This is a genomic window from Streptomyces tanashiensis (genome assembly GCF_014648895.1).
GTDB lineage: Bacteria > Actinomycetota > Actinomycetes > Streptomycetales > Streptomycetaceae > Streptomyces > Streptomyces tanashiensis.
Map to the genome: position 1 here is coordinate 90,877 of NZ_BMRZ01000003.1, position 20,500 is coordinate 111,376.

At 69.4% G+C, this 20,500-nt stretch carries 21 protein-coding genes; 8 read left to right on the forward strand and 13 right to left on the reverse strand.

From position 1 onward, the window contains the following. The first annotated feature begins 389 nt into the window (after positions 1–389). Positions 390–2,024 carry an RNA-directed DNA polymerase gene (locus IE237_RS11070; RefSeq protein ID WP_189801738.1) on the forward strand — a complete coding sequence of 545 codons (1,635 nt, stop codon included), beginning with the start codon at positions 390–392 and terminating at the stop codon, positions 2,022–2,024. 1 nt (position 2,025) lies between these two features. Continuing rightward, entirely contained in the window at positions 2,026–2,502 is a 477-nt protein-coding gene (locus IE237_RS11075; RefSeq protein WP_189801739.1) for an SLATT domain-containing protein, read from the forward strand. Positions 2,503–2,778: 276 nt separating this feature from the next. On the opposite strand, the gene IE237_RS11080 is transcribed toward IE237_RS11075, so the two are convergent. The 7 genes from IE237_RS11080 to IE237_RS11110 are packed head-to-tail and all read right to left on the reverse strand — an operon-like array spanning position 2,779 to position 9,013. Continuing rightward, positions 2,779–3,810: a serine hydrolase domain-containing protein gene (locus IE237_RS11080; RefSeq protein ID WP_189801740.1), complete on the reverse strand. Its 1,032-nt coding sequence runs from the start codon at positions 3,808–3,810 to the stop codon at positions 2,779–2,781. A 54-nt stretch (positions 3,811–3,864) separates the two neighbouring features. Beyond that, positions 3,865–4,968, reverse strand: a complete 1,104-nt coding sequence (locus IE237_RS11085; RefSeq protein ID WP_189801741.1) for a glycosyltransferase family 4 protein — start codon at positions 4,966–4,968, stop codon at positions 3,865–3,867. Beyond that, entirely contained in the window at positions 4,965–5,501 is a 537-nt protein-coding gene (locus tag IE237_RS11090; RefSeq protein WP_189801742.1) for a dCTP deaminase, read from the reverse strand. Before IE237_RS11090 ends, IE237_RS11085 begins: the two co-directional genes overlap by 4 nt. After that, a complete protein-coding gene (gene dcd, locus IE237_RS11095) occupies positions 5,498–6,037 on the reverse strand; it encodes a dCTP deaminase (RefSeq protein ID WP_189801743.1) in 540 nt (179 codons plus the stop codon). Before dcd ends, IE237_RS11090 begins: the two co-directional genes overlap by 4 nt. Further along, positions 6,034–7,248 (reverse strand): bifunctional UDP-sugar hydrolase/5'-nucleotidase, encoded by a 1,215-nt coding sequence (locus IE237_RS11100; RefSeq protein ID WP_189801744.1) that lies wholly within the window; start codon positions 7,246–7,248, stop codon positions 6,034–6,036. Before IE237_RS11100 ends, dcd begins: the two co-directional genes overlap by 4 nt. Next, positions 7,245–8,564: a carboxyvinyltransferase gene (locus IE237_RS11105; protein WP_189801745.1), complete on the reverse strand. Its 1,320-nt coding sequence runs from the start codon at positions 8,562–8,564 to the stop codon at positions 7,245–7,247. Before IE237_RS11105 ends, IE237_RS11100 begins: the two co-directional genes overlap by 4 nt. After that, positions 8,561–9,013: an ATP-binding protein gene (locus IE237_RS11110; protein WP_189801746.1), complete on the reverse strand. Its 453-nt coding sequence runs from the start codon at positions 9,011–9,013 to the stop codon at positions 8,561–8,563. The genes IE237_RS11105 and IE237_RS11110 overlap by 4 nt, the downstream gene beginning before the upstream one ends. Before the next feature lie 170 nt (positions 9,014–9,183). Between IE237_RS11110 and IE237_RS11115 the strand changes: the two genes are divergently transcribed. Together IE237_RS11115 and IE237_RS11120 are read left to right on the forward strand one after the other, a co-directional pair. Then, the gene (locus tag IE237_RS11115) at positions 9,184–10,470 is read left to right on the forward strand and encodes a helix-turn-helix domain-containing protein (RefSeq protein WP_189802531.1); all 1,287 of its coding nucleotides are present in this window, start codon (positions 9,184–9,186) and stop codon (positions 10,468–10,470) included. Beyond that, entirely contained in the window at positions 10,467–10,994 is a 528-nt protein-coding gene (locus tag IE237_RS11120) for a flavoprotein (protein WP_189801747.1), read from the forward strand. The genes IE237_RS11115 and IE237_RS11120 overlap by 4 nt, the downstream gene beginning before the upstream one ends. A gap of 498 nt (positions 10,995–11,492) precedes the next feature. Here the strand turns inward: IE237_RS11120 and IE237_RS11125 are convergent, their stop codons facing one another. From IE237_RS11125 to IE237_RS11140, 4 genes are all read right to left on the reverse strand, one after another. Continuing rightward, positions 11,493–13,163, reverse strand: coding sequence for a relaxase/mobilization nuclease domain-containing protein (locus IE237_RS11125; protein ID WP_229842591.1), 1,671 nt, complete (start codon positions 13,161–13,163; stop codon positions 11,493–11,495). Then, positions 13,164–13,610 (reverse strand): plasmid mobilization relaxosome protein MobC, encoded by a 447-nt coding sequence (mobC, locus tag IE237_RS11130; protein WP_308433059.1) that lies wholly within the window; start codon positions 13,608–13,610, stop codon positions 13,164–13,166. Positions 13,611–14,623: 1,013 nt separating this feature from the next. Beyond that, positions 14,624–15,319, reverse strand: a complete 696-nt coding sequence (locus IE237_RS11135) for an ATP-binding protein (RefSeq protein ID WP_189801749.1) — start codon at positions 15,317–15,319, stop codon at positions 14,624–14,626. Then, entirely contained in the window at positions 15,316–16,209 is an 894-nt protein-coding gene (locus tag IE237_RS11140; protein ID WP_189802533.1) for a hypothetical protein, read from the reverse strand. The genes IE237_RS11135 and IE237_RS11140 overlap by 4 nt, the downstream gene beginning before the upstream one ends. Positions 16,210–16,479: 270 nt before the next feature. On the opposite strand from IE237_RS11140, the gene IE237_RS11145 reads away from it, so the two are divergent. The 3 genes from IE237_RS11145 (at position 16,480) to IE237_RS11155 (ending at position 18,525) form a co-directional block, all read left to right on the forward strand. Next, complete coding sequence (locus IE237_RS11145; RefSeq protein ID WP_189801750.1) at positions 16,480–16,764, forward strand: helix-turn-helix domain-containing protein; 285 nt, start codon at positions 16,480–16,482, stop codon at positions 16,762–16,764. A gap of 112 nt (positions 16,765–16,876) precedes the next feature. Beyond that, positions 16,877–17,089, forward strand: a complete 213-nt coding sequence (locus IE237_RS11150; protein ID WP_370468170.1) for a helix-turn-helix transcriptional regulator — start codon at positions 16,877–16,879, stop codon at positions 17,087–17,089. After that, a complete protein-coding gene (locus IE237_RS11155; RefSeq protein WP_189801751.1) occupies positions 17,086–18,525 on the forward strand; it encodes a tyrosine-type recombinase/integrase in 1,440 nt (479 codons plus the stop codon). Before IE237_RS11150 ends, IE237_RS11155 begins: the two co-directional genes overlap by 4 nt. 45 nt (positions 18,526–18,570) lie before the next feature. Here IE237_RS11155 and IE237_RS11160 read toward each other — a convergent pair whose 3' ends face one another. After that, on the reverse strand, positions 18,571–19,212 hold the full coding sequence (locus IE237_RS11160) for an SUKH-3 domain-containing protein (protein ID WP_189801752.1): 642 nt from the start codon (positions 19,210–19,212) through the stop codon (positions 18,571–18,573). 273 nt (positions 19,213–19,485) lie between these two features. Here IE237_RS11160 and IE237_RS11165 point away from each other — a divergent pair, with 273 nt between their 5' ends. Then, positions 19,486–19,845, forward strand: coding sequence for a hypothetical protein (locus IE237_RS11165; protein ID WP_189801753.1), 360 nt, complete (start codon positions 19,486–19,488; stop codon positions 19,843–19,845). Between the two features lie 464 nt (positions 19,846–20,309). On the opposite strand, the gene IE237_RS11170 is transcribed toward IE237_RS11165, so the two are convergent. After that, positions 20,310–20,474, reverse strand: a complete 165-nt coding sequence (locus IE237_RS11170; protein ID WP_189801754.1) for a hypothetical protein — start codon at positions 20,472–20,474, stop codon at positions 20,310–20,312. Positions 20,475–20,500: the final 26 nt, after the last annotated feature.

The window sequence follows — 20,500 nt, forward strand, 5'->3', positions numbered from 1 at the left end:
GGAGTACGTGGTGCCCTCGGGTCCGCCTCAGTGGCTCCACCCGACGGACGTGCCACATCTGCTCGACGAACGCGCCGAGACTCTCGATCTTGCACCCGCAGTCCAGCACGACCTCGATGCCGATGCACGGGCTGCGAGGATTCCGCTTGTTGTCCGACTCGGTCCACCGGACCGGGTGCACATGCTCGGCCAGTCCTGTCCGCTGCACATCGTGCTTGATGTCGTGAGCCTTGGCGTATTCGTCCAGATCGTCGATCACGAGAAGGTGGCTGGACCACTCCCCGGGCCATACGGCCTACAACGTGGACTCGCCGGCCACCGCCCGCTCGTACGCCGCTCGGTCAGTGCCGTGGTGACGCTGCCGTCCTTCGGGGGAGGCAAGCGAGGCCATGCGCTGCATCGCCCGCACCTACACCGTCACCGACTGGTGGGAGACCGGTCACAAGGTGCTCAGACCGCAGGCCAGTTCATGCCCCGCCCGGATAGCATCCTGGTGGGGCACCTGCATTCGACAAAGGGGGACGGTGGACCTTTCCGGCAGACTCACCAAAGCCAAGGATCTACTGATAGCGGGAGAAGCCGAATCGGAGGTCCCCGATGTCATCGGGTACCAGGACGTTTGGCACCAGTGGGAACGGGGCTACCGTGAGACGCTGGAGCAGGCCATCGAGGACGGCGCGTGCGGCCCGGACAGCACCAGCATCATCGACTTCCCCAAGACGGATCTGACCGTGCGGCCGGTAGCCCGTTTCTCCACCCGAGACCGGCTTATCTACGATGCTCTTGTCTTCACCATCGCCGATCAGATCGACCGCCATCTTCATCCTGGCGTCTCCAGCTACCGATGGGACCGCTTCAAGGGCGAACCCAAGGGGTGGTGGCCCAACTGGCAGTCCTACCGGGCGAAGTCGCTGCGAACTATCCGATCCGACACTTCACTCAGGGTCGCCTACCTCGACATCGCGGCCTTCTACGAGCACATCGACGTGGCTATCCTCGGAGACGACCTAGAAGCGCTCGGTGGCGACGGTCGGGCCGCCGGTCACATCACCGATTTCCTCACCCGGTTTCAGACCATCAACCACGCTTGGGGCCTGCCTCAAGGACCGGACGCCTCTGGCATACTCGCCAATCTCTACCTCGCCCCTGTCGACTCTTACCTGGCCCAGAACAGCGCCCGGTTCCTGCGCTACTCCGACGACATCAAGGTCTTCCACCCCAACTGGAGCGAGCTGCGCGATCTCTTCCTCGGTGTGAATAGTCAACTGCGCTCTAGAAGGCTCGCTATTTCTTCCAGCAAGACCGTCATCCTCGACCCCCAGGACGCCCGGGAACGTGAAACCGACATCCGGCATGACTCCCTGGTTGGTGCCATTAGATACGGGCGTCCCCGCGCTCGGGAAAATATCGTGAACTACTTCGAGGAGATTGCTAAAGAGGGAAAATTCAATGGTAACCAGGTCCGCTTTATCCTTGGCCAGCTCCGCTGGCTTAGAGACGATCGCGCGGTCGGCTGGTGCCTGGACAATCTCACTCGTCTCCCGCACGCCATCACGCACGTGTTCAAGTATCTCAATGCGGCCAAGTCCAGATCCTCTGAGGTCGAAAGCGCCCTGGCCCAGTTTCTGCACTCCAACCACAGCGCCTCCCACCCTCTGATTGAGCAGCGTGTCCTGCGCTACTTCATCGCCATGGGCTTCAAGGACGAACGAGTGAAAGAAGCGGCGTGGGCTGTTCTCGGGGACCGTAACAGGGTCGACTACGCCCGCGAGTTTGCCGCCCGCTATGTCGGACAGCATGCATCTATTGCCGAGGGTCAGTTGCTGCGCCACCGCTTCGAGGGAGAAACCAGCGCTGCTGTCCGGCGTGCCGTACTCGTCGCATTGTACGAGGCTGGCTACCTCTCGGCCCGCTACCGCAACGAGATTATGGCCTCCGTTCCTGGCATGGAATGGATTTGCAACTTCCTTGCTACTGACCCTTACATACGACCGCCCCGGATTGGACCCTATGTCTACTTCTGACATGCAGTTCGAGAGCATCAAGACCGAGCTGAAGCGCATTCAGAGCAACTGCCTCTACACCGCTCAGGGCTACTTCGAGGCGGCCAAGAGTGCCGAGAAGTGGGGGCGGCTGATGGTGTTCATCCCTGCCTGTGTGACCGCCGTCTCCAGCTTCCTGGTCGCGGTCAAGGTCGGCCCCGGAGTGTTCTTCAGTGGGCTCGGCGCCGTTGCCGGAGCCATAGCGGCCACCGCGGCCTTCTTGGGCTCGCCGAAGAAGGCCGCTGATCACCTCGCGTCCGCTCGTGCTTACACCGCACTCAAGCACCGCGCAGACACCGAGATCGGCCTCATGACCGAAGCTTCCGACCTGGCGGTCCTCGAGGCCAGAGCCCGAGAGTTGAGCGCCGACTATGTACGCATCACCTCCACCGACACCCCGATGGCGAATAGGTTCTACGAGAAGGCGCGCCAGCGGATACAGCAGGGCTCGGCCGAGTAACAGCCGCCGAGCACACCGAAGGTCCCCGTTTGGGCGGTTGGCCCCCAACCGGCTCCCATGGGCACGGTGATGGTCCACAAAGCATCAACGGATCTGTCTCGTAATCGATCACAGACCCGGCCACCTTGATGTTCCGGCGATGACGGTAGCGCTTACGGGGCGTCGGTTCGACCGTTAGCCGACGACTGCGCCTTCCCGCTGCTCAGCCCGTCCGAACGGGAAGTGGGCTCGAAGCGTGCGTAACGGTATGTGGGCACCCGCGTCGTTGTGTCCAGGTCACGAGAAGGCGGCAGCGCAGAAGGTGTTCCGTACGCCAGTCAGAGGATCGCGGTCGCGGGTGAGGTAGAGCTTGTTGGTGAGGAGGACTGCCCAGCGCTGCCGTTTCGGGCTGATCCACATGCCGGTGCCGGTGAAGCCGTAGTGGACCCAGACGCCCTCGCGTAGCTCGGTGCCGGTGGCGGGGTGCCAGAAGAGGCCGCGGACGGGAGTGAGTTCGCCGGTGCGGACGCGGAGGGAGTCGGCGATCCAGGTCGGGCCGAGGGCCGCCTGTGTCGGGGTGAGCATGTGTTGGAGGAAGCGGCTGAGGTCGGCGAGGGTGGAGAAGGCGCCGGCGATGCCACATGTGCCGCCGAGGAGGCGGGCGGAGAAGTCGTGGGCGGTGCCCTTGAGGTGGGTGCCGGTTTCCTCGGCGAGTTCGGTGGGGGCGCAGCGGGCGATCATGTCCGCGGGCAGGGGACCGAAGCGGGTCTCGGTCATGCCGAGGGGGTCCCAGATCCGGCTTGCGGCCAGGTGGTCGAGGGGTTGGCCGGCGAGGTACTCGGCCAGGTAGCCGAGGATCAGGGCGGCTCGGTCGGTGTACTCGACGGCCTGGCTGGGTTCGCGGTGGAGGGCTTCGTGGAGGACGCCGTCGCGGATGTCCTGGGGGTCGGTGCCGTAGAGGTTCTTGAGGTTGGCGCGGAGAGGCAGGCCGGCCGTGTGGGTCAGGAGTTCGTGCGTGGTGACCTGGGCGAGCGGGTGGCCGGCGACCTTGGGCCAGAAGCTGCCGAGCGGGGTGTGGAGCTGGAGCTTGCCCTCTTCGACGAGGGCGCCGATGACGGACCACACGGCGACGATCTTGGTGAGGCTGGCGATGTCGAAGACGGTGTCCAGTCGCATGGGCTCGTCGTGGACGGCCGGGTCGAGGAGGCCGACGGCCCCGCTCGCCGTCGTACCGGAGGCGTTGCCGACGGCCCAGACCGCCCCCGGGTAGACCCGGTCGCGGACGCCGTCCTGGAGGAGCTGCTCAATGCGCGGGATGTCGAGCGTCATGGTGCTCCGATCGTAGTGAGACGGCCGGGCCTGGTGGGGGTGCGCCACGGGTGATTAGGCGAGCCGCTGGCCGAACTCGGCGAGGGCCGTGGCGGTGGCGCTCAGAGGGAAGCGGGCCGCGTTGATGGCGCCGGCTGCGCGGAGCGCCGGCAGGAGGCCGGGGCTGGTGCGGAGGCGGTCGAGTTCGCGGGCGACGGCATGCGGGTCGGCGAAGTCGGTGGCGAGACCGGTGCCTCCCAGTGCCTCGGTGAGACCGGGAACGGGTTGGTAGAGGACGGGGAGGCCGCATGCCTGGGCTTCGAGCGCGACGAGGCCCATGGCCTCCAGTGTCGTGGAGGGCATGACGAGGACATCGTGGTCGGCGAAGGTCCTCCAGAGCTGTGTCCGACGTAGCCAGCCGAGGTATCGCACATGTACTCCGCGCTGGTGGAGGCGGGGGCGGATGGCGTGGAACTCGGCTCGTGGTGCTGCGATGGACAGCTCGGCGGACTGGGTGAGAGGGAGGGCCGAGAGGAGGGTGCCGAAGCCTTTTTCGGGGGTGAGTCGTCCCGCGTACAGGATCCGCAGGTGACTGGAGGGCTGGTTCCGGCGCCGTGGGGGAGGGCTGGCGATGAGGTGGTCCGGGATCCCCCAGGGGATCTTCTCGATCTTGCGGCGTCGGGTGTCGGAGGCGAGGAGAAGCAGTCGGTCCGCCATCGCGCCGGTCGGCACCACGATCACGTCGGCGGCCCAGGCTGCCTCGCGCAGGGTGGCCAGCTGTTCGGGGTGCGTTTCGGCGAAGAGGAGATCGGTCCCGTGGACCAGGGCGATCCGAGGGAGCTTCGGGAAGGCTCTGAGTAGGGCCGGTGTGGCGCCGAAGGCCAGGTGCTGCAGATGCAGGACTCCGGCGTCGCCCGGATCCACCGCCTCGGCCAGGACTCGCTGGAGGGTGGCGACGTAGCGGCGGAAGGCGTACCCCGTCAGGCACTTTCCCGGCGCCTGCACCAGCTCCAGACCCGCCGGCATGGGCGGCCGCGGGCCCCTGCGCTCGGGCGCGAGCATGAAAGCGCGGGCGGGCAGGAGGGGAGCGCGGCCGGTGTACAGGTCGAGGAAGAGCTCGACGCTTCCGCCGGGGCTCGGGAACGGCAGGTCGAGGGCTGTGACGACGGTGGCGTTCACGCGGGGCCTCCCGGGTTCTCCTCGTAGAGGCGTGACGTTTCGATGCCCTGGCTGGCCCGGTACTTCAGGCCGTGGTTCTGGTAGCTGGCCGTGGCGCCGAGGGCTTGGAAGAAGACCAACTTGCCGAACGTCATGCGTGGGTAGACCCGGACTGGTCGGCTCGCCCGGATCTCCAGGGTCCAGCGGATGGCGTGGCCCTGGTGCCCGAGGGGAGCGGACACGTGGACCCAGATGCCGAGCGCGCCGATCGTCCGGTCGCCGTTGAGGAACTGCGCGTACGCTTCCGAGCCGGTCCGCTCGTACGTCGTCCCCAGGTAGAGGACCTCCGGCTGCAGCACGTACCCGGACTCGGGGATCGGCACCTCCTGGAAGTCGGTCGGCCGCGCCGCGTCCAGTGAGCCGTCGTGGAAGCGGAGGGTGTCGCCGAGACGCCAGTCGTAGGCGTTGGGGGAGATCCTCCGCGGCTCGTACGGTTCGATGGTGATCTCACCGGCGGCCCTGGCGGCGGCAATGGCGGGGCCGGTGATGATCACGAGGCCACCGCCCCGAGGGCGGCGAGGTCGCGCCAGTACGCGGAGGGCTGGGGGCCGGCGGACGACTGGTACTTGCCCGCGTAGAGCGCCACCGGACCGACCGAAACGAAGAACATGATCTGTCCGATCCGCATGCCCGGGTACACGCGCAGCGGCCGGATCGGGGAGAGCATGAGCGTCCACTGGCCGTGGAAGCCGATGTCGCCGATGGGAGCGGTGATCTCGACGAACAGGCCGAGGCGGCCGACCGAGGAGCGGCCGAAGAGCAGGGGCACGAAGGTGTCCGAGCCGACCTCCTCGATGGTGTGGCCGAGGTAGAGCTGGCCGGGCTGGAGCTCGAAGCCGTCCGGCCCGATCTCGATCGAGTCGGTGGCGTTCGGCTTGTGGGCGTCCAGGGCGTGGGCGGTGTAGGTGAGCAGGGTCCCGCCGAGCCGGACGTTGTAGCTGTTCGGGTTCACCTGCGTCGGCTCGAACGGGGAGATGCGGATGCGGCCGTCGGCCGCGGCCTGGGTGATCTCGGGGCCGGTGAGGATCATCGGGAGTCTCCATCGGTGAGCGTGCGCTGTACGGCCTGGCTGAGACGGATGCCGGCCTGCCGGGTGCGGCCCCCGAGGTACGCGTCGGCGAGATAGCCGGTGGTCAGTACGGTCGGCAGGCGGTCGGGCAGGGGGTGGGGCGTGGACACGACCGGGCCCGCTTGCGCGGTGAGGCGGGCGAAGAGGGCTGCTGGGTCTGTGAGGAAGCGCTCGGGTACGTGGGCGTGCACGAGCTGGTTGTCGAAGGGCTCGATGGCCAGGAGATCGCCCTGCGTAAGTACGGTCCCTAACTGGGGAGACCGAAGCGCTGTCTCGTTCAGCAGCACGGCTTCGGCCCCCAGACCGTTGTGGAGGCGGTCGGCGACGTCGGAGAGCAGGGCGCGACGGTCGAGCGGACCGTTCGCGTACGGGGGCCGGAGCAAACCGAGCGGTGCGCGCAGTTCCTCGTGGATGGCGTCGATGGCCTCCCGTATACGCCCGAGTTCGTGGGGGAGGGCGGCTGCCGGCGGGAAGGAGCCCACCTGGGCGGCCCAGCCCGCGCCCACGGGTTCAGCCAGCGCGTACCCGGTCGCGAGTTCACGCCCCTTGAGGACGAGCGTGTCCCCGACGGACACCGGCTTCGGACGCTCGCTGTGACAGTGCCCGGCGAAGACGACGTCCAGGAACGGACAGGCAGCGGCCAGCTTGAGGTCCTCGTCGAACCCGGAGTGGCTGAGCACCACCCAGGAGTCGGCCCGGTGGTGATGGGCCAGCATCAGCTTGCGCAATGCCTGGACCGGTTCGATGACACGGTGTCCGGCGCGCTGGTCGGCGGGGATGGCATTGAACGCCTGGGGACCGATGACGCCCGTGACGGCGACGCGGCGGGTGCCGACACGCACGAGGCGGGCAGGACGAAAGAGCGGATTGCCGGTCTCGGCGTCGACGGCGTTCGCGCACACCGTGATGGCGTGGAGGTCCGGTCGGAAGTAGTGGCCCCAGCCGTGGTTGCCCGGAGCTACGGTGTCGTAGAGACGGACCAGGACGTCCCGCTCGATCCGGCCCTGACCGAGCCGGTAGTAGCCCGTGCCCTCGAAGAAGTCCCCGCAGTCGACGACGAAGCTGTCGTGCCTCATGGCGTGCAGGTGCGCGAGCATCGGTACGGCGTCGTCGAAGGTCGAGTGGAAGTCGGTGGTGGCGATGATTCGCTGGAAGTGTCTGGCTGCGGTCATGGGGTGACCTCGCAGATGTCGGCGCCGAGCGCGAGGAGCTTGCCGGGCAGGTCGGCGTGCCCGCGGCGGATCTGGTCGACCCCGCCGAGCGTGGTGACGCCACGGGCGGTGAGCCCGGCGACCATCAGCGCCGAACCCGTGCGGATGTCGGTCGCCTCCACTCCGGCACCCGTCAGCCGCTGGGGTCCGGTGAACCGGCACTCGGTGGAGGACAGTTCGGTGATCTCCCCGCCCATGCGGACGAGCTGCGGGACGAGGTTGCTGTGGCGCCCGGGGTTGATCGGATCCGAGAACAGGTGCGTGCCGGGGAAGCCCAGGGCGAGGCCGAGGAGCGGCGGTTCGAAGTCGGCGTCGAGGCCGTTGGGGGCGAGGGTGGCCATGGCACGCAGGGGGCGGCCGGTCGGCTGGGTGTTCCGGCCGTGAACGACGAGTGCCTCGGCTTCATCGGCCGTGGGGATGCCCATCCGGTTCAGGGCGACAACCAATGGTGCGATGTCGGGTCCGTGGATGCCCTCGATCCGTGCCGTGCCACCGGTGGCGGCCACGGCACAGGCCAGGGTCCCGGCCTCGATCTTGTCTCCCGGCACCTTCCAGGCGGGTACGTCCTCCGAGGCGGAAGACGGCGGTACGAGGGTGAGGATGCGCTCGCCGGCACGGTACGCGTACCCCACGGTCGTCAGAGCGTCCAGAACGCAGAGGACCTCCGGGGAGAGGTTCGGCTGCCCGAGTCGAAGCGGTGTACCCGCGACCACGGCGCGCAGCACCGCGGCGATCGTCGCCCCGCGCGAGCGGAACGGCAGGACCAGCGACACCGTGCCACGGACCGCCTTGCCGACTTCGACCACGTACCCACGATCGTCCACGCGGACGCGGTCGCCGAAGGCTTCGTACACCTTGAAGTGCTGCTCCATCCCGCGGTCGCCGATCCGGCATCCGCCCGGCCAAGGAAGCCGGGCACGGCCGCACAGGGCGATCAGAGCGGGGACGAGGTAGTACGAGGCGCGGATGCTGGAAGCGGCCTCGCCCAGGCCGTCGGGCGTCGGGGTCGCCTCGCCGGGGAGGACGAGGACGGCGTGGCTGTCACCCACCGGGTGGGCGGTGTTCCAGCCCACCTGGTGCAGCAGGCCCAGCAGCGTCTGGACATCCGAGCTGGCGGGGACGTTGTCGAGACGTACGGGGCGAAGGAGGGCAGCCGCAGCGGCGACGAGCGGGAGCGCGGCGTTCTTCGAACCGTCGACTGTCACTGCACCGGCGAGGGGCGGGCCGGGCCGGATGGCGATCACCTGGGATGTGACGGCGGGGACGCGGGGGCTCACGTGTAACTCCTCTGTACGGGAAGGGATGTGGCGATCGCGGCCGCGACGGATGAGGGCTCGGCCATGTCGATCTCGGCCCAGCAGGACTTGCCGGAGGCCGTGGGCGTCGTACCGAAGCGGTCGGCGAGCACGCCGACCAGGAAGAGGCCGCGTCCGCCCTCGCTGTCGTCCTCCGGCAGCGTCGGGGCGGGCAACGCGGGGCCGCGGTCGCGGACCTCTACTCGAAGCACCGCGCCGGACAGACGGACATCCACAGGGATCGGGTGGTGCCCGGCGTACCGGATCGCGTTCGTCGCGAGCTCGCTGAACACCACTTCGGCCGTGTGGACGACGTCGGAATCCGGTGGGGTCTCCGCCCAGTTCTGGATGGTGTCCCGAACCCGTCGGCGTGCCGTGGTCACGGCAGCCGGCGTCGGCAGAACGGTGAAGGTGATCTGGTGCGCTTCCACGAGCGGCCTCCAGGGGTGGGGTCGACCACCCCAAGGAACCGTGGAGCGTGATGTGTTCGCGATGGCCTGTGCCCGTGGTGCATCGGCTATGCAGAAGCTGCATGACGGCCCCGTACGGCTCGCATACGCTCGCCCGCACGGGCATGCTCGACACGGACGGAAGGGCATGGATGGGCGACGTGAAGACCGAAGCCGAGAAGATCGGCGAGACGATCAAGCGCGCCCGCCAACTCAGCGGACGATCACAGAAGGACGTCGCTGCCGCCCTGGGCTACCACCAGTCCAAGCTCAGCCGCCTGGAAGGCGGACGGGGCACGGACGACATCCGCGTCTTACGCACCGTCGCCGCCGAACTCCGCATTCCGCCACACCTCCTCGGCCTGAGCTATGCCGACGTGTCCGCCGCACCACATCCCGACGATCCCGAGACAGAAGACATGCGCCGCCGCACCTTCCTGGCCGCGAGCATCGCCTCCCTCACGACCCCGGCCACGCCCGCCACCGCCGCCCATGACGACCTCGTCCGCTCACTCCTCCCCGGCCCCAGAGCCGCCACTGCCTCTTCGTGGAACGGAGAGATCCAGCCCCTGCGGGACAGGCTCACCACCGCCCGCCGCCTCTTCTGCACCTGCGACTACGCGGAGCTGGAGGCGATGCTGCCTGGTCTCATCACCGATCTGCGGCAGGCAGCCGGCGACCATCGCAACGCCGAGGAGACGGCCGGGCTTCTGGCCACCGCGTACCGGACCTCGACGAGTCTGCTGCTCAAGCAAGGCGACCAGGGCAACGCCTGGTTGGCGGTGGGACGCGCCATGGCGGAGGCCGAGCGCTCCGGCGATCCCGTCGTCCTCGCCTCCAGCGTCCGCCTTCACGCTCACGTTCTGACCCGTGAGAAGCACACCGCCCAGGCCGTCACCCTCGTCCGCCACACGGCAGGCCAGCTCGCCGGCTCCTACGATCGACACTCGTCCCGATACCTCGCCGCCGTCGGCCTGCTGCTCCTACGAGGAGCGACTGCGGCCAGCCGCGGCGGCGACCGTGCAGCAACCCGGGAGTTCCTCGACGAGGCACGGGAGGTCGCACGGTACGTCGCGCTCGACCAGCCCGACGCCTGGGCTAACTTCAGCCCGACCAACGTCGCGATCCACGCCGTCAGTGCCTCGGTGTCGTTCGGCGACGCAGGCATCGCTTTGAATGCCGCAGCGCCCCTCATGCGCCGGCACATCCCCGCCCCCGAACGCAGGGCAGCGCTCTGGGTCGAAGCCGCCCGCGCCTACAGCCAGCAGGGCCGCCTCGCCGAGGGCTATCAGGCCCTCCGCATCGCCGAGACCTGTGCCGCCCAGGACGTACGTCGCCCCGCCGTCCGCGACCTGGTCGCCGACATGGCCGCCCGAGACCGACGACGTACGCTGCCCGAGCTCCACCACTTCAGCCGCCGACTGGGAGTCCCCGCGTGACCGCACAGCCGTTCCTGTATGTCGTCGTCTGCGCCGCCGGCATCGCGGGCGACGCCCACAAGCTGATCACCGCGGCGCAGGAGCGGGGCTGGGGCGTCGGAGTCGTCGCGACACCGCAGGGACTCGGCTTCCTCGACACCGAGGCGATCGAGGCCCAGACCGGCTTTCCGATCCGCTCGGCCTGGCGCAGACCGGGCGACTCGCGTCCGCTCCCGCCCGCCGATGCCATCGCTGTCGCGCCGGCCACGTTCAACACCGTCAACAAGTGGGCCGCCGGCATCGCCGACACTCTCGCGCTGGGCATCCTGTGCGAGGCGTACGGGATGGGGATTCCGACGGCCGTGCTGCCGTACGTGAACGCTGCCATGGCTGCGCACCCGGCGTACGGCCGGAGCCTGGACCAGCTGCGGGAGATGGGCGTGCTGGTCGGGTCGTACGAGCCGCACCGGCCGAAGGCGGGCGGGGGAGCGGACCGTTTCCGGTGGGAGGAGGCGTTGGAGCTGCTGGAGGGCAAGGTCGACTGAACGCGATCCCGCCCCCCTTCTCACCAGTGTGGCGGGCGTGTTCCGATTCGGAACAGGTTCGCTGTTCCGAAACGGAACAGCGCGGGTGTTCCGAATCGGAACGCGAGAGCTGTTCCCTCGGGGAACACGGTGGGTGTTCCTTCAGGGAACGCGTTCGGCGTTCCCTGAAGGAACGGGCCCGCCTCCGTGTGCCACTACCGGGGGAGCGTGCTGCGTAACGAGGAGTAGCCGCCTTGTTCAGTGACTGAACAGGACGGCCGTTCAGTTACTGAACGCCACCGCCGTTCAGTAACTGAACAGCGGTCCGCCGGTGCTTCGAGTCGGAACAAGGAGTGCGTTCCGCGCTGGAACGAGGTCGCTGTTCCGACGCGGAACGGCATCCCTGAGAGCGAGCCGCGGCCCTGTTCACCCGGTGAGCATCGCGGATGTTCACTGGCTGTACGCCCCGGCCGTTCACTCAGTGAACGTGCGGATGCGCCGCTCGTGGCGGGGTCTGCGTCAACGGTTCCTTGGAAGGGAGTCTGACGGTGTCGCCCTTGGCGTGGGTGTGGCGGGACCAGGCTGAACTCTGCCTGCTGTCCTGTCGTGCGGAGGCTTCCCGACTGCCAGATCCGGAAGACGCCTCAGGCGCCAGGTGAGGACTTCGGCGAGGTTGGCGGCGGTGTCGAGTTCTCGGTGGCGGGCGGCTTGGGTGAGGAGCGCGGCGGGGTCGTGGCCGACTGCGGTGGCCTCGTTGAGGGTGGCGGCGAGGGCGGGCCAGGCGGGTTCGGCGAGGATCTGCTCGGCCAGGTCGGGCAGCGCTTGGCGCACCACGGCGGCCTGCCGCTCCAGGAGCGGCAGGGCGAGGCGCCGACCCCGGTGGTGGATCGCGGCCAGCGGCTCTGCGGCTGCGGCCTGGTAGGCGACACGGAGGTGCTCGGCTGCTTGTCGGGCGGCTTCGGCCTGCTGGGTGTGGTCGCGGGTGCGGTGCCAGTGCTGGGCGGCGATGACCGCCAGCAGGAGGGCGTCGAGGACGGTCGCGAGGAGGGCTCCGTCCTTGGGCGGGGGCACGCGCAGGACGGCCTTCACCGCCCGCCGTGTGGCCTGGGCCTGCTGATGGTGGGCGCGGATGCGGGAGCGGCCGGCGCGCTCGAACGCTGTGGCCGCCTGTACCAGCTGGGCCTGGAGGCCGACGGGTGCGACCAGGGGGAGCGCGTCGAGGGCTTCGGCGAGGACAGCGATGTGGGCCTGCCCGGCCTGGTCCTCGCCGTGGGCGAGGTGGTCGGGAGTCCGGTCGACGGCGATGGAGAGCCGTCGCCAGGCCGGGGTTTCGGGCTGGTCGGCAGGCAGTCCTTCCGTGGTCGCGAGGCGTTCGGCGATCTTGGGGTAGGAGAGGTCGGCGGCGAGGGTGGAGCCGGAAAACCAGACGGGCTCGCCCTGGGCGCTGGTGTCGCCGTCGAGGGCGACCTTGTAGCCGCGGACGTCCCCGGACGGGAAGTACTGGACGTCGATGAGGGCGCCGGCCCCCTCGACGAGCCGGAAGAACTCCTCGGTGGTCGTGGCCGCCGAGACGGCGGTGCGGACGATGGTGCGCAGGTGCTCGCGGGAGGTCCGGGCCTTTCCCGTGCGGCGGGCCTTCTCCTGCTCGGCGCGGGTGGGGCGTTTCGCGGCGGTGCGGTCTCCGCGTGGGACCTGGCGGAGCCCGTACTCCTTCTCGATGGCGACGAGTTCCTTGTCGGCGCGCAGGAAGTCGTTCCAGTTGCGGGGCGGGCGGAGGTCGCCTCGGACCTTGGTGGCGACGATGTGGATGTGATCGTCGGCGTGGCGGACGGCGACCCAGCGGCAGGCGTCGGGGTCGCCAGCCGGGGCGATGCCGGTGGCGTCGAGGACGCGACGGGCGATGGCAGCCCACTCGTCGTCGGTCAGGTGGCGGTCTTCGGGGGCGGCGCGGATCGAGCAGTGCCAGACGTGGTTCTTCGGTCCCTTGTGGCCGGCCTGCTTGACCCGCAGGTCGAGGACGTCGGCGAGCTGGGCGAGGGTGGCAGCGGGGTTGCGGCCGGGGTCGGGCACGAAGCCGTCCCACGCGGCGACGAGGTGGGGGTCGGTGTGTTCGTTGGCGCGGCCGGGCCCGTAGAGGTAGTTCAGGACGCCCCGGGTCTTGTGGCCGGGCTTGACGATGTTCGCGATCAATCAGGCCGCCCAACGATTTGTGGCGGCCACATGGGCGGCGGCGTCGACCGCCGTGACTGCATCCTGGACCAAGGTCAAGAGCCGTCCGGCCTCGGCAAGCACGGCGGCGTCCACCGGGTGTGCCTCGTCGCCGGAGTTGAGGCGTTTGGCGATCTGGTTCACGTTCCAGCCGATCCTGGAGACCTGCTTGCGCAGCGCTGCGTACTCGTCGATCAAGTCGTCGGCGGCGGTGCGCTGCTCGGGCAGGGCGAGGTCGCCGTTGAGATGGGCCATGACGATGGCGCCGACGAGATGCGCGCCGGCCAGACCGAGGCGACAGGCTTCGGCGAGGATCGCCTGCTTCTCGGCGACGCTGTAGCGGACGTCGACACGCTCCTTGCGCTGCACTTCCTGGCGGGCACGGCGGCGGGCGACTCGGCGCAGCGCGGCCTCGTCCGCCGCACGCACACTCCCTGTCCCCGGTGCGCCCTCGCGCCGGGGGCCTGCCTCCGCCACCCCTGGGGCGGGGGCTTCCGTGTTGGACCGGCCCTTGGACGGTCCAACGTCATACCTTGCTCCGCCCGGGGCTGGGGTGGTCACCTCCTGCTGCATGGAGGGAACTTCATGGTGCGGGTTGTGCATGTCTGGTCTCCGTGTTTTTCGTCGTTGTGCGGATGGTCGGTGAGGGCGTGCACGCGGTGAAGAAGCGCAGCTGAGTCGGAGATCTGCGGGCTCCGCCGTCGGCTGGGCAGGGCGCCGTGCTCGGTCCCCGTTCCTGAGCCCTTGGCCCCTGGTTCCCACCGCGGTCCCCGGTCCCAGGGGGACCGGTCCCCACGAGGCTTCGGTCCCTGGCGGTCGGTTCCGTATCGGGGACCGTCTCGTAGCGGGGACGGTCCCCGCCTTGTTCGGTCCCCGGACCGATGTCCCTGCCTCGGTGGCACCTCGCTCTGTTGGGGACCGAGCGGGGACCGAGCAGGACGGTCCCGGCGTGCGAAATCCCCAGGGCCGGCTCCGCATGCCGCAGGGGACGGACGCGGGGACCGGCCTCGCGGCGCCCTGAGCAGCGGTTTCGAGCCTGTGGTGGCGGACTGCGCCCCCGTTCCCTTGCGCCTCGTCGGTCCCCTGATGCAGGTCCGCACGGTCCCCGGTCCCGCTTCTGCCGCGGCCTCTGGTCGGAGCTCGGTCCCCACACGCGTCGGGGACCGGTCCTCCCGGTGGGGACCGGGCTTCGGTGGGGACCGGGACCGACGGGCCGTCAGGGAGACGGTCCCCGCTTCGACGGGTTCGGTCCCCGCGTACGGCTCCCGCTGGACCTGTCAGGATCCCCGCAGGCCGGGGACCGCGCGGTGTTCCGGTGCCCCGGGTACCGGGGAGGGAGGTCGTGTCATGTGGGGTCTCCCCGGGGCCGGCCGCGCCGTGGGGCGGATCGGGGTGCGGCGGGCGGGCGAGGGTGAGGAGGGTGAGCTGGGCGGCCCGGGAGGTCAGGCTGCGGGGTGGCGTCTGCGGTCGGGGCCGTCGAGGATGACGCGTTCGGTCATCTCGGCGAGGCGGGAGGCGACGCGGTCTCCGAGGGCGGTGCGTAGTTCGGCGGTGGGGAGGTTGGTGGTGATCAGGGTGGGGCGCAGGTGTTCGTACCGGTGGTTGATCAGCCGGTAGGTGAGCTCCTCGGTCCACTCGCTGTTCCTGGCCGCTCCGAGGTCGTCCAGGAGCAGCAGCGGGCACTTGGCCAGGGCCTGCAGCTCGCGTTCGCTGTCGAAGCCGGAGCGTGGGCGCAGGCGGGCGTACAGGTCGGCGGCGGTGACGGCCTCCCAGCGCAGGCGGACCCCGGCGGCGAGGAGAGCGCGGATGGCGCCGTACGCCTGGTGGGTCTTGCCGGTGCCGGTGGGGCCGGCGATCAGCAGGGATGAACCCTCTGAGATTCCTGGTGCGCCTGCCGGTCCGGGGCGGCCGGCGCGGGCGATCTCGTCCACCCAGGCTGTGACGTGGGGGTGGTCGGTCAGGGCGCGCCGGTAGCGGGCGGGGATGCGGGCGTCGGCACGTTCCAGTGCAGTGACGGGCTCCGCCGGCGGCTCGTGCGCGGTGGCGGCGGGGCCGATGCCCCGCTGGGTCAGGATGGCGCCGAGGCGGTCGGCTATCCGGCCGACCTGGTGCGGGTCCCGGGTGAGGGTGGCGGTCACAGGTCACCTCCGTAGGCGGCGGCGACGTCGGCGGGGTTGGTCCACGGCCGGTGGGCGGCGGCGGGCGCGGGGGTGGAGGCGTTCATGGCCTCGTGGACGAGGCTGGGCAGGGTGCTCGGGTGCAGGCCCTTGGCCCGGTGGCGTGCGAGACCCGCCCGTACGTGGGAGGCGTCGATGCCCTCGTCGAGGAGCCTGCGCACCTGCGCGCCGAGCTGGCCGAGCACGTCCCGAGGCGGGCGGTGGACGCACGCGGCGGCGTACTCGCCGATCAGGTCCTTCGCCGAGACCATCTGCGGCGCGGGGGCGCTCACGCCCCCCAACGGGGTAGTTCCTAGATCCCTGTTCCTAGGTCCTAGATCCGGACCGTGAGGGCTCACCGCAGGCTCCGTGAGCCCTCCCTGCGTCTGCGGTGACGGCTCACGGAATCCGCCCTGACCTGCGGAGTCGTCGTTCACGGATATCTCCGTGAGTCCTCCCTGCCGAGTCACGGAGGGCTCCGTGACCGCTCCGGGCACCTGCGGTGAGGGATCACGCGGAACGCCGAGATCGTGGTGCGGGCACGGGGGATTGCGCACTCCGCTGGGCCTGTTGATCTTCTGGTGCTTGGCGAAGGTGGCGATGTGCAGGTACCGCTTGCCGTCGCCTCCCTCGTAGCGGCAGATCAGCCCGGCCCCGTCGAGCTGGGTGAGGTCGTCCTCGACCTCGACCGGCCCGTGCTCGCGGCGCAGCGACCACAACTGCCCGGCGATGACGGCAGCCTGATCGCGGAGGCGGCCCTGGTCGTCGGCCTGGGTGAGCAGGCCGAAGAAGGTCCGCTCGGCGGACAGCGACACGGACGCGAGGGACTCCGACGCAAACGCCTCGGGCTTGATGGTGCGGATACGGGCGATGTCGATCGACCACCATTCGAAATCGGGGAAGGGGGGGCAGGGAATCCGGCGGCGCCGGGGTGCGTGGACAACACAGCCACACCCGGTGCGTGAAAGTCCAGACTTGGTTCTGGAATCGCCCACAAGTCGTCTCGCCCGTGGCCCGGTGACTGTAGATCCGAAATCCCGGTTGATGAAATCTCCGCCGGAAATCGCCGTGTGATCCGCATCGCTCACGGCAGACAGGAATGCCCTTCCGGAAGGGCCGGCGCGCAAGCTACAACACCACCCATGCCGCCACGCCCCCTCGAAATCGGATCCGCCGGACGAGCCGCCGCCCACGCCATCGAACGCACCCGCACCGCCCGCGGCTACTCCCAGCGCCAGCTCGCCGCCCGTGTCACCGCCCTCGGCCGGCCCATGACGTTCACCGCGCTCTCCCGCATCGAACGCACGGTCAGGCGCTGCGACATCGACGACCTCGTCGCCATCGCCACGGCCCTCGGGGTTGCCCCGCAGGCCCTTCTCGCCGGCCATCGCACGCACCCGGAGCCGGTCGGCGCGGGCGCAACATAGCCGACGATCGCCGGTTAGCCTAACCGGGAATTTTGCGGATGATTGTGGGTCCCGGAACGCCCGTCGTGCTGGTCCCGGCCAGAGCCATGTCCATTTCCCGAAAAGAGAAACCTTGCGCCGATCCCCGATATCCGTCACCCGTCGCTCCGAAGAAAAGCTCACCGTCGACGAGCTCTGCGAAGAGCTCCGGATTTCCCGGTCGACCTTCTACGACTGGCGCCAGAAGGGGCGCGCGCCCCGGTGCGTGAAACTCCCGAACGGCAGCCTGCGCGTCCGCCGCAGCGACCTGGAGAACTGGCTCAGCGACTGTGAGGCCGCTGCGTGACCAACCGGTCCTACAAGGTCCGCTTCTACAAGACGGAGGTCTACGAGGGGAAGCGCGGCACCACCTACACCGTTCGCTGGTCGGTCGACGGCCGGCGGCACGGCGAGACGTTCAAGAAGAGCGCGCTCGCCGAATCCTTCCGCGCCACCCTGCTCGTCGCCACCAACAACGGCGAGCCCTTCGACCGGGACACAGGCCGCCCGGCCTCTCACGCTGCCCCGTCCACCGAAATCACCTGGTACGACTTCGCCCTCCAGTACGTCGACATGAAGTGGTCCCGTATCTCGGCGAACAACCGCATCAGCACCGCCAAGGCCCTGACCAAGGCCACGCTCGCACTCCTCCGGGCCGAACCCGTCCAGTACGAGGGCGTCGACGTCCGCAAGGCGCTGCGCGAGTACGCCTTCAACAAGAACCGCCGGGACGAGGCCCCATCCGAGTACCGGGCGATCCTGGCGTGGATCCGCCGCAACTCGCTACCGATGAGCACCTGGGAGGACACCATGCATGTCGACGCCGTCCTCCACGCGCTCGACACCGTCCTCGACGGCACGCCGGCCGCTGCCAGCTCCGCCAAACGCTACCGCCGCATCCTCAACGTGGCCCTGCGCTACGCCGTCCGCCAGAACGTTCTCCGGGCCAACCCCATGCCCAAGGGAAAGGAGGAGAACGCCGCTCCGAAAACCTCCGGCGCCGTCGACAAGCGATCCCTCCTCAACCCCCACCAGGTGGCCGCCTTGCTCATCTGGATCGCCGCCCGCCCTCGCACCGGCCACCGGCTCACCGTGTTCTTCGCGACCCTGTACTACGCCGGCCTGCGCCCAGAGGAAGCGGTCGCCCTGCGAGTCGAGGACGCCATCCTCCCGGCGACCGGCTGGGGCGAGCTCCGCGTCCACACGGCAGAGCCTGAGGTCGGCAGCCACTGGACCGACGATGGCGAAGTCCACGAGACCCGCGACCTCAAGGGCCGGGCATCCGGCGACACCCGCACTGTCCCCGTACACCCCGACCTCGTCGCGAACCTTCGGGGCCTGATCGCCCGCGATCAGCTCAAGCCCGGCGACCTGCTCTTCCCTGGAGAGCAGGGTGGCCTCCTGTCGGGCTCGGTCTACCGGCGGATCTGGGCCAAGGCCCGCAAGGCCGTTCTGCCCGACCACGAGTTCAAGTCGCCTGTCGGGAAGCGCGTGTACGACCTCCGGCACACCTGCCTGACGACCTGGCTCAACAACGGCATCCCGCCCGCCCAGGTCGCCGAATGGGCCGGCAACAGCGTCCCCGTCCTGCTCTCCACCTACGCCCGCTGCATCTCCGGCCAGATCGCCGAGCTTCAGCAACGCATCGAAGGCCCTCAGACGCTGCCCGGCTTGGCACCTCCTGCGGGTCCGGTGCCCATCCGTAGTGCGCCTCCTCCAGCGAGGAGCGGTCGGGTTAGGTGAATCCGGCACGGTTGATGTCCGGGGTCGGTTTCTCGGAGGTCCGGTTCACCCTGAAGAAGGCATGCGGACCGGCATGACGCCGATTACGAGGTTCTCCATGGCCTCCGGCATGCGGCCGAAGCGGGCCGGCCAGTCGGAGACGACGTACAGGTCACCGCTCTCGTCCAGGCCAAGGAACGCGTGGCCGTGGTCGAGTTCGCCGACGGGGAAGAGGCGGTGGCCGATCTCCTCGCTCCACTCGGCGAAGCGGTCGGCCTCGCCCAGAGCGAGGAGCGGGTCCAGATCGAACGGCCCCCGAGCGCGCGTGATCCCGCCGCCGCGGTGCCCCACCGTCAGCTCGCCGAACTCGCGCAGGAAGCCCTCGGCCGCGGCATGAGAGCGGAAACCGTCCTGCTCCAGGCGCTCTTTCCAGGCCCGCGTATCGACAGCGCGTCCGGGGTGCCAGCCTGCATCCCGCAGGACCGTCTCCACCTCGGACGGCCACGCATACGGCTTCTCCACTCGCACGATGCCCTCGGAACCCACCAGGCGGGCCGCGAACGCGGCGGCCTCCGCGGGGTCGGATGTCGTCAGCCGGACGACGTCTCCCTGTTGTGTGCGGCCCACCACCGAGTACCCGTCGGGACGGGCGAACATCGCCGGGAGCGGGGCGTGTCCCCACTCCTCCCAGTCTTCCCCTGCTGACACGCCCAGCTGCTCCATCGACACCCAGGGGTGCATCGCTCCAAGGGTGGCTTCCCGGCGGGCGGCCTCGATCAGGCGCCCCAGGGACGGCGGAACCCGTTGATCGTCCGTGGCGTGAGGGCGGTACGTCTCCAGCAGCCGGGACCAGGCTGTCGTTGCCGCTCGACCGAGCGTCACGCGGGTGGAATCCATGAGCCGACCCTGGCGCCCCGCCGCTGGCTCCGTCAACGGAGAAGCGCCTGGGGCCACCGCCGTCCTCCATGCGACGATCACGACGTGAACGACCCCGAGTACCTCTCCGCCGCCGAGCGCGCATTCATGCTCAACGCCTTCGAGATCGACATCCTCCCGGGCGTGCGCGGCGATCTGGACGAGCCACTCGCTTCAGCTTCGCCGGGAGAGCTGGTTCCCATCCTCCTTCCCCTGATTGACAGGGGGTGGATTGATGTGTGCCGTGTCATCCCCTGGACGCCTCCGAGCGGGGGCGCCGGCTTCCAGCCCGGTCCGCCCCTCGTACGCGACGAACTACTGAACGTCCTGGCTGAGGTGAGCAGCTGGGAGTACCCGGAAAGCGACGACTGGATCGGCTGCGTGACGCTCACCCACACACCCGAGGGCCGTCTGATCTCCTGGTGAGCCGCTTCCCCTGTTCGGTGGTCCGGGAAGCATCCAGTTTGCCGTTGTCACCCTCACAGCGCTGGGGCCGGGATGGTCGGCTTCATGCTGGCCGGGCCGCCCAGCGTCATCGCGCTCGGCTGCGCGGCGATGGTCGGCGTGCACTAGGTGATCGCGTAGATGAGCGGTGGTGCCCACAGTCAGCGGGGTCACCTCGCGACCAGGCTCTTGCCCCGTAGTGCGTACAGGTGCACGGCGGGGCCCAACCCAGCGCGAGGCCGGGCGGCTGCCCGCAAGGTCCATATGCCGCAGACCTGGCCGGGATGCAGGTATGCCCGTGGTCAGATACCCGCCTGAACCACACCACGGACCAAGAGACGCCTGGTACGTGCCTGAACCGCTGAGCCACTGCGAGCGGCAGGTCCCGGTTCCTGTCAAGGAACCGGGACCTGGTAGCTGGTGACATCAGGTAGGGGCCGCGGCGGTCACATCTGGAGCCACAGGTCCAGGGTGTACCGCAGGATCTCCCGTGCGGCGCCGGACGAGGCTCCCTGCACGATCCACTCGCCCAGCTTCTTTGCCGCCAGCGCGATCCAGCGCCCCCGGGCCTGGGTCCGCCGGTCCTGCGCCTGCTTCGTGGTGATCTTCATCTTCTGCTCCCTCGTGTCGTCGTGGG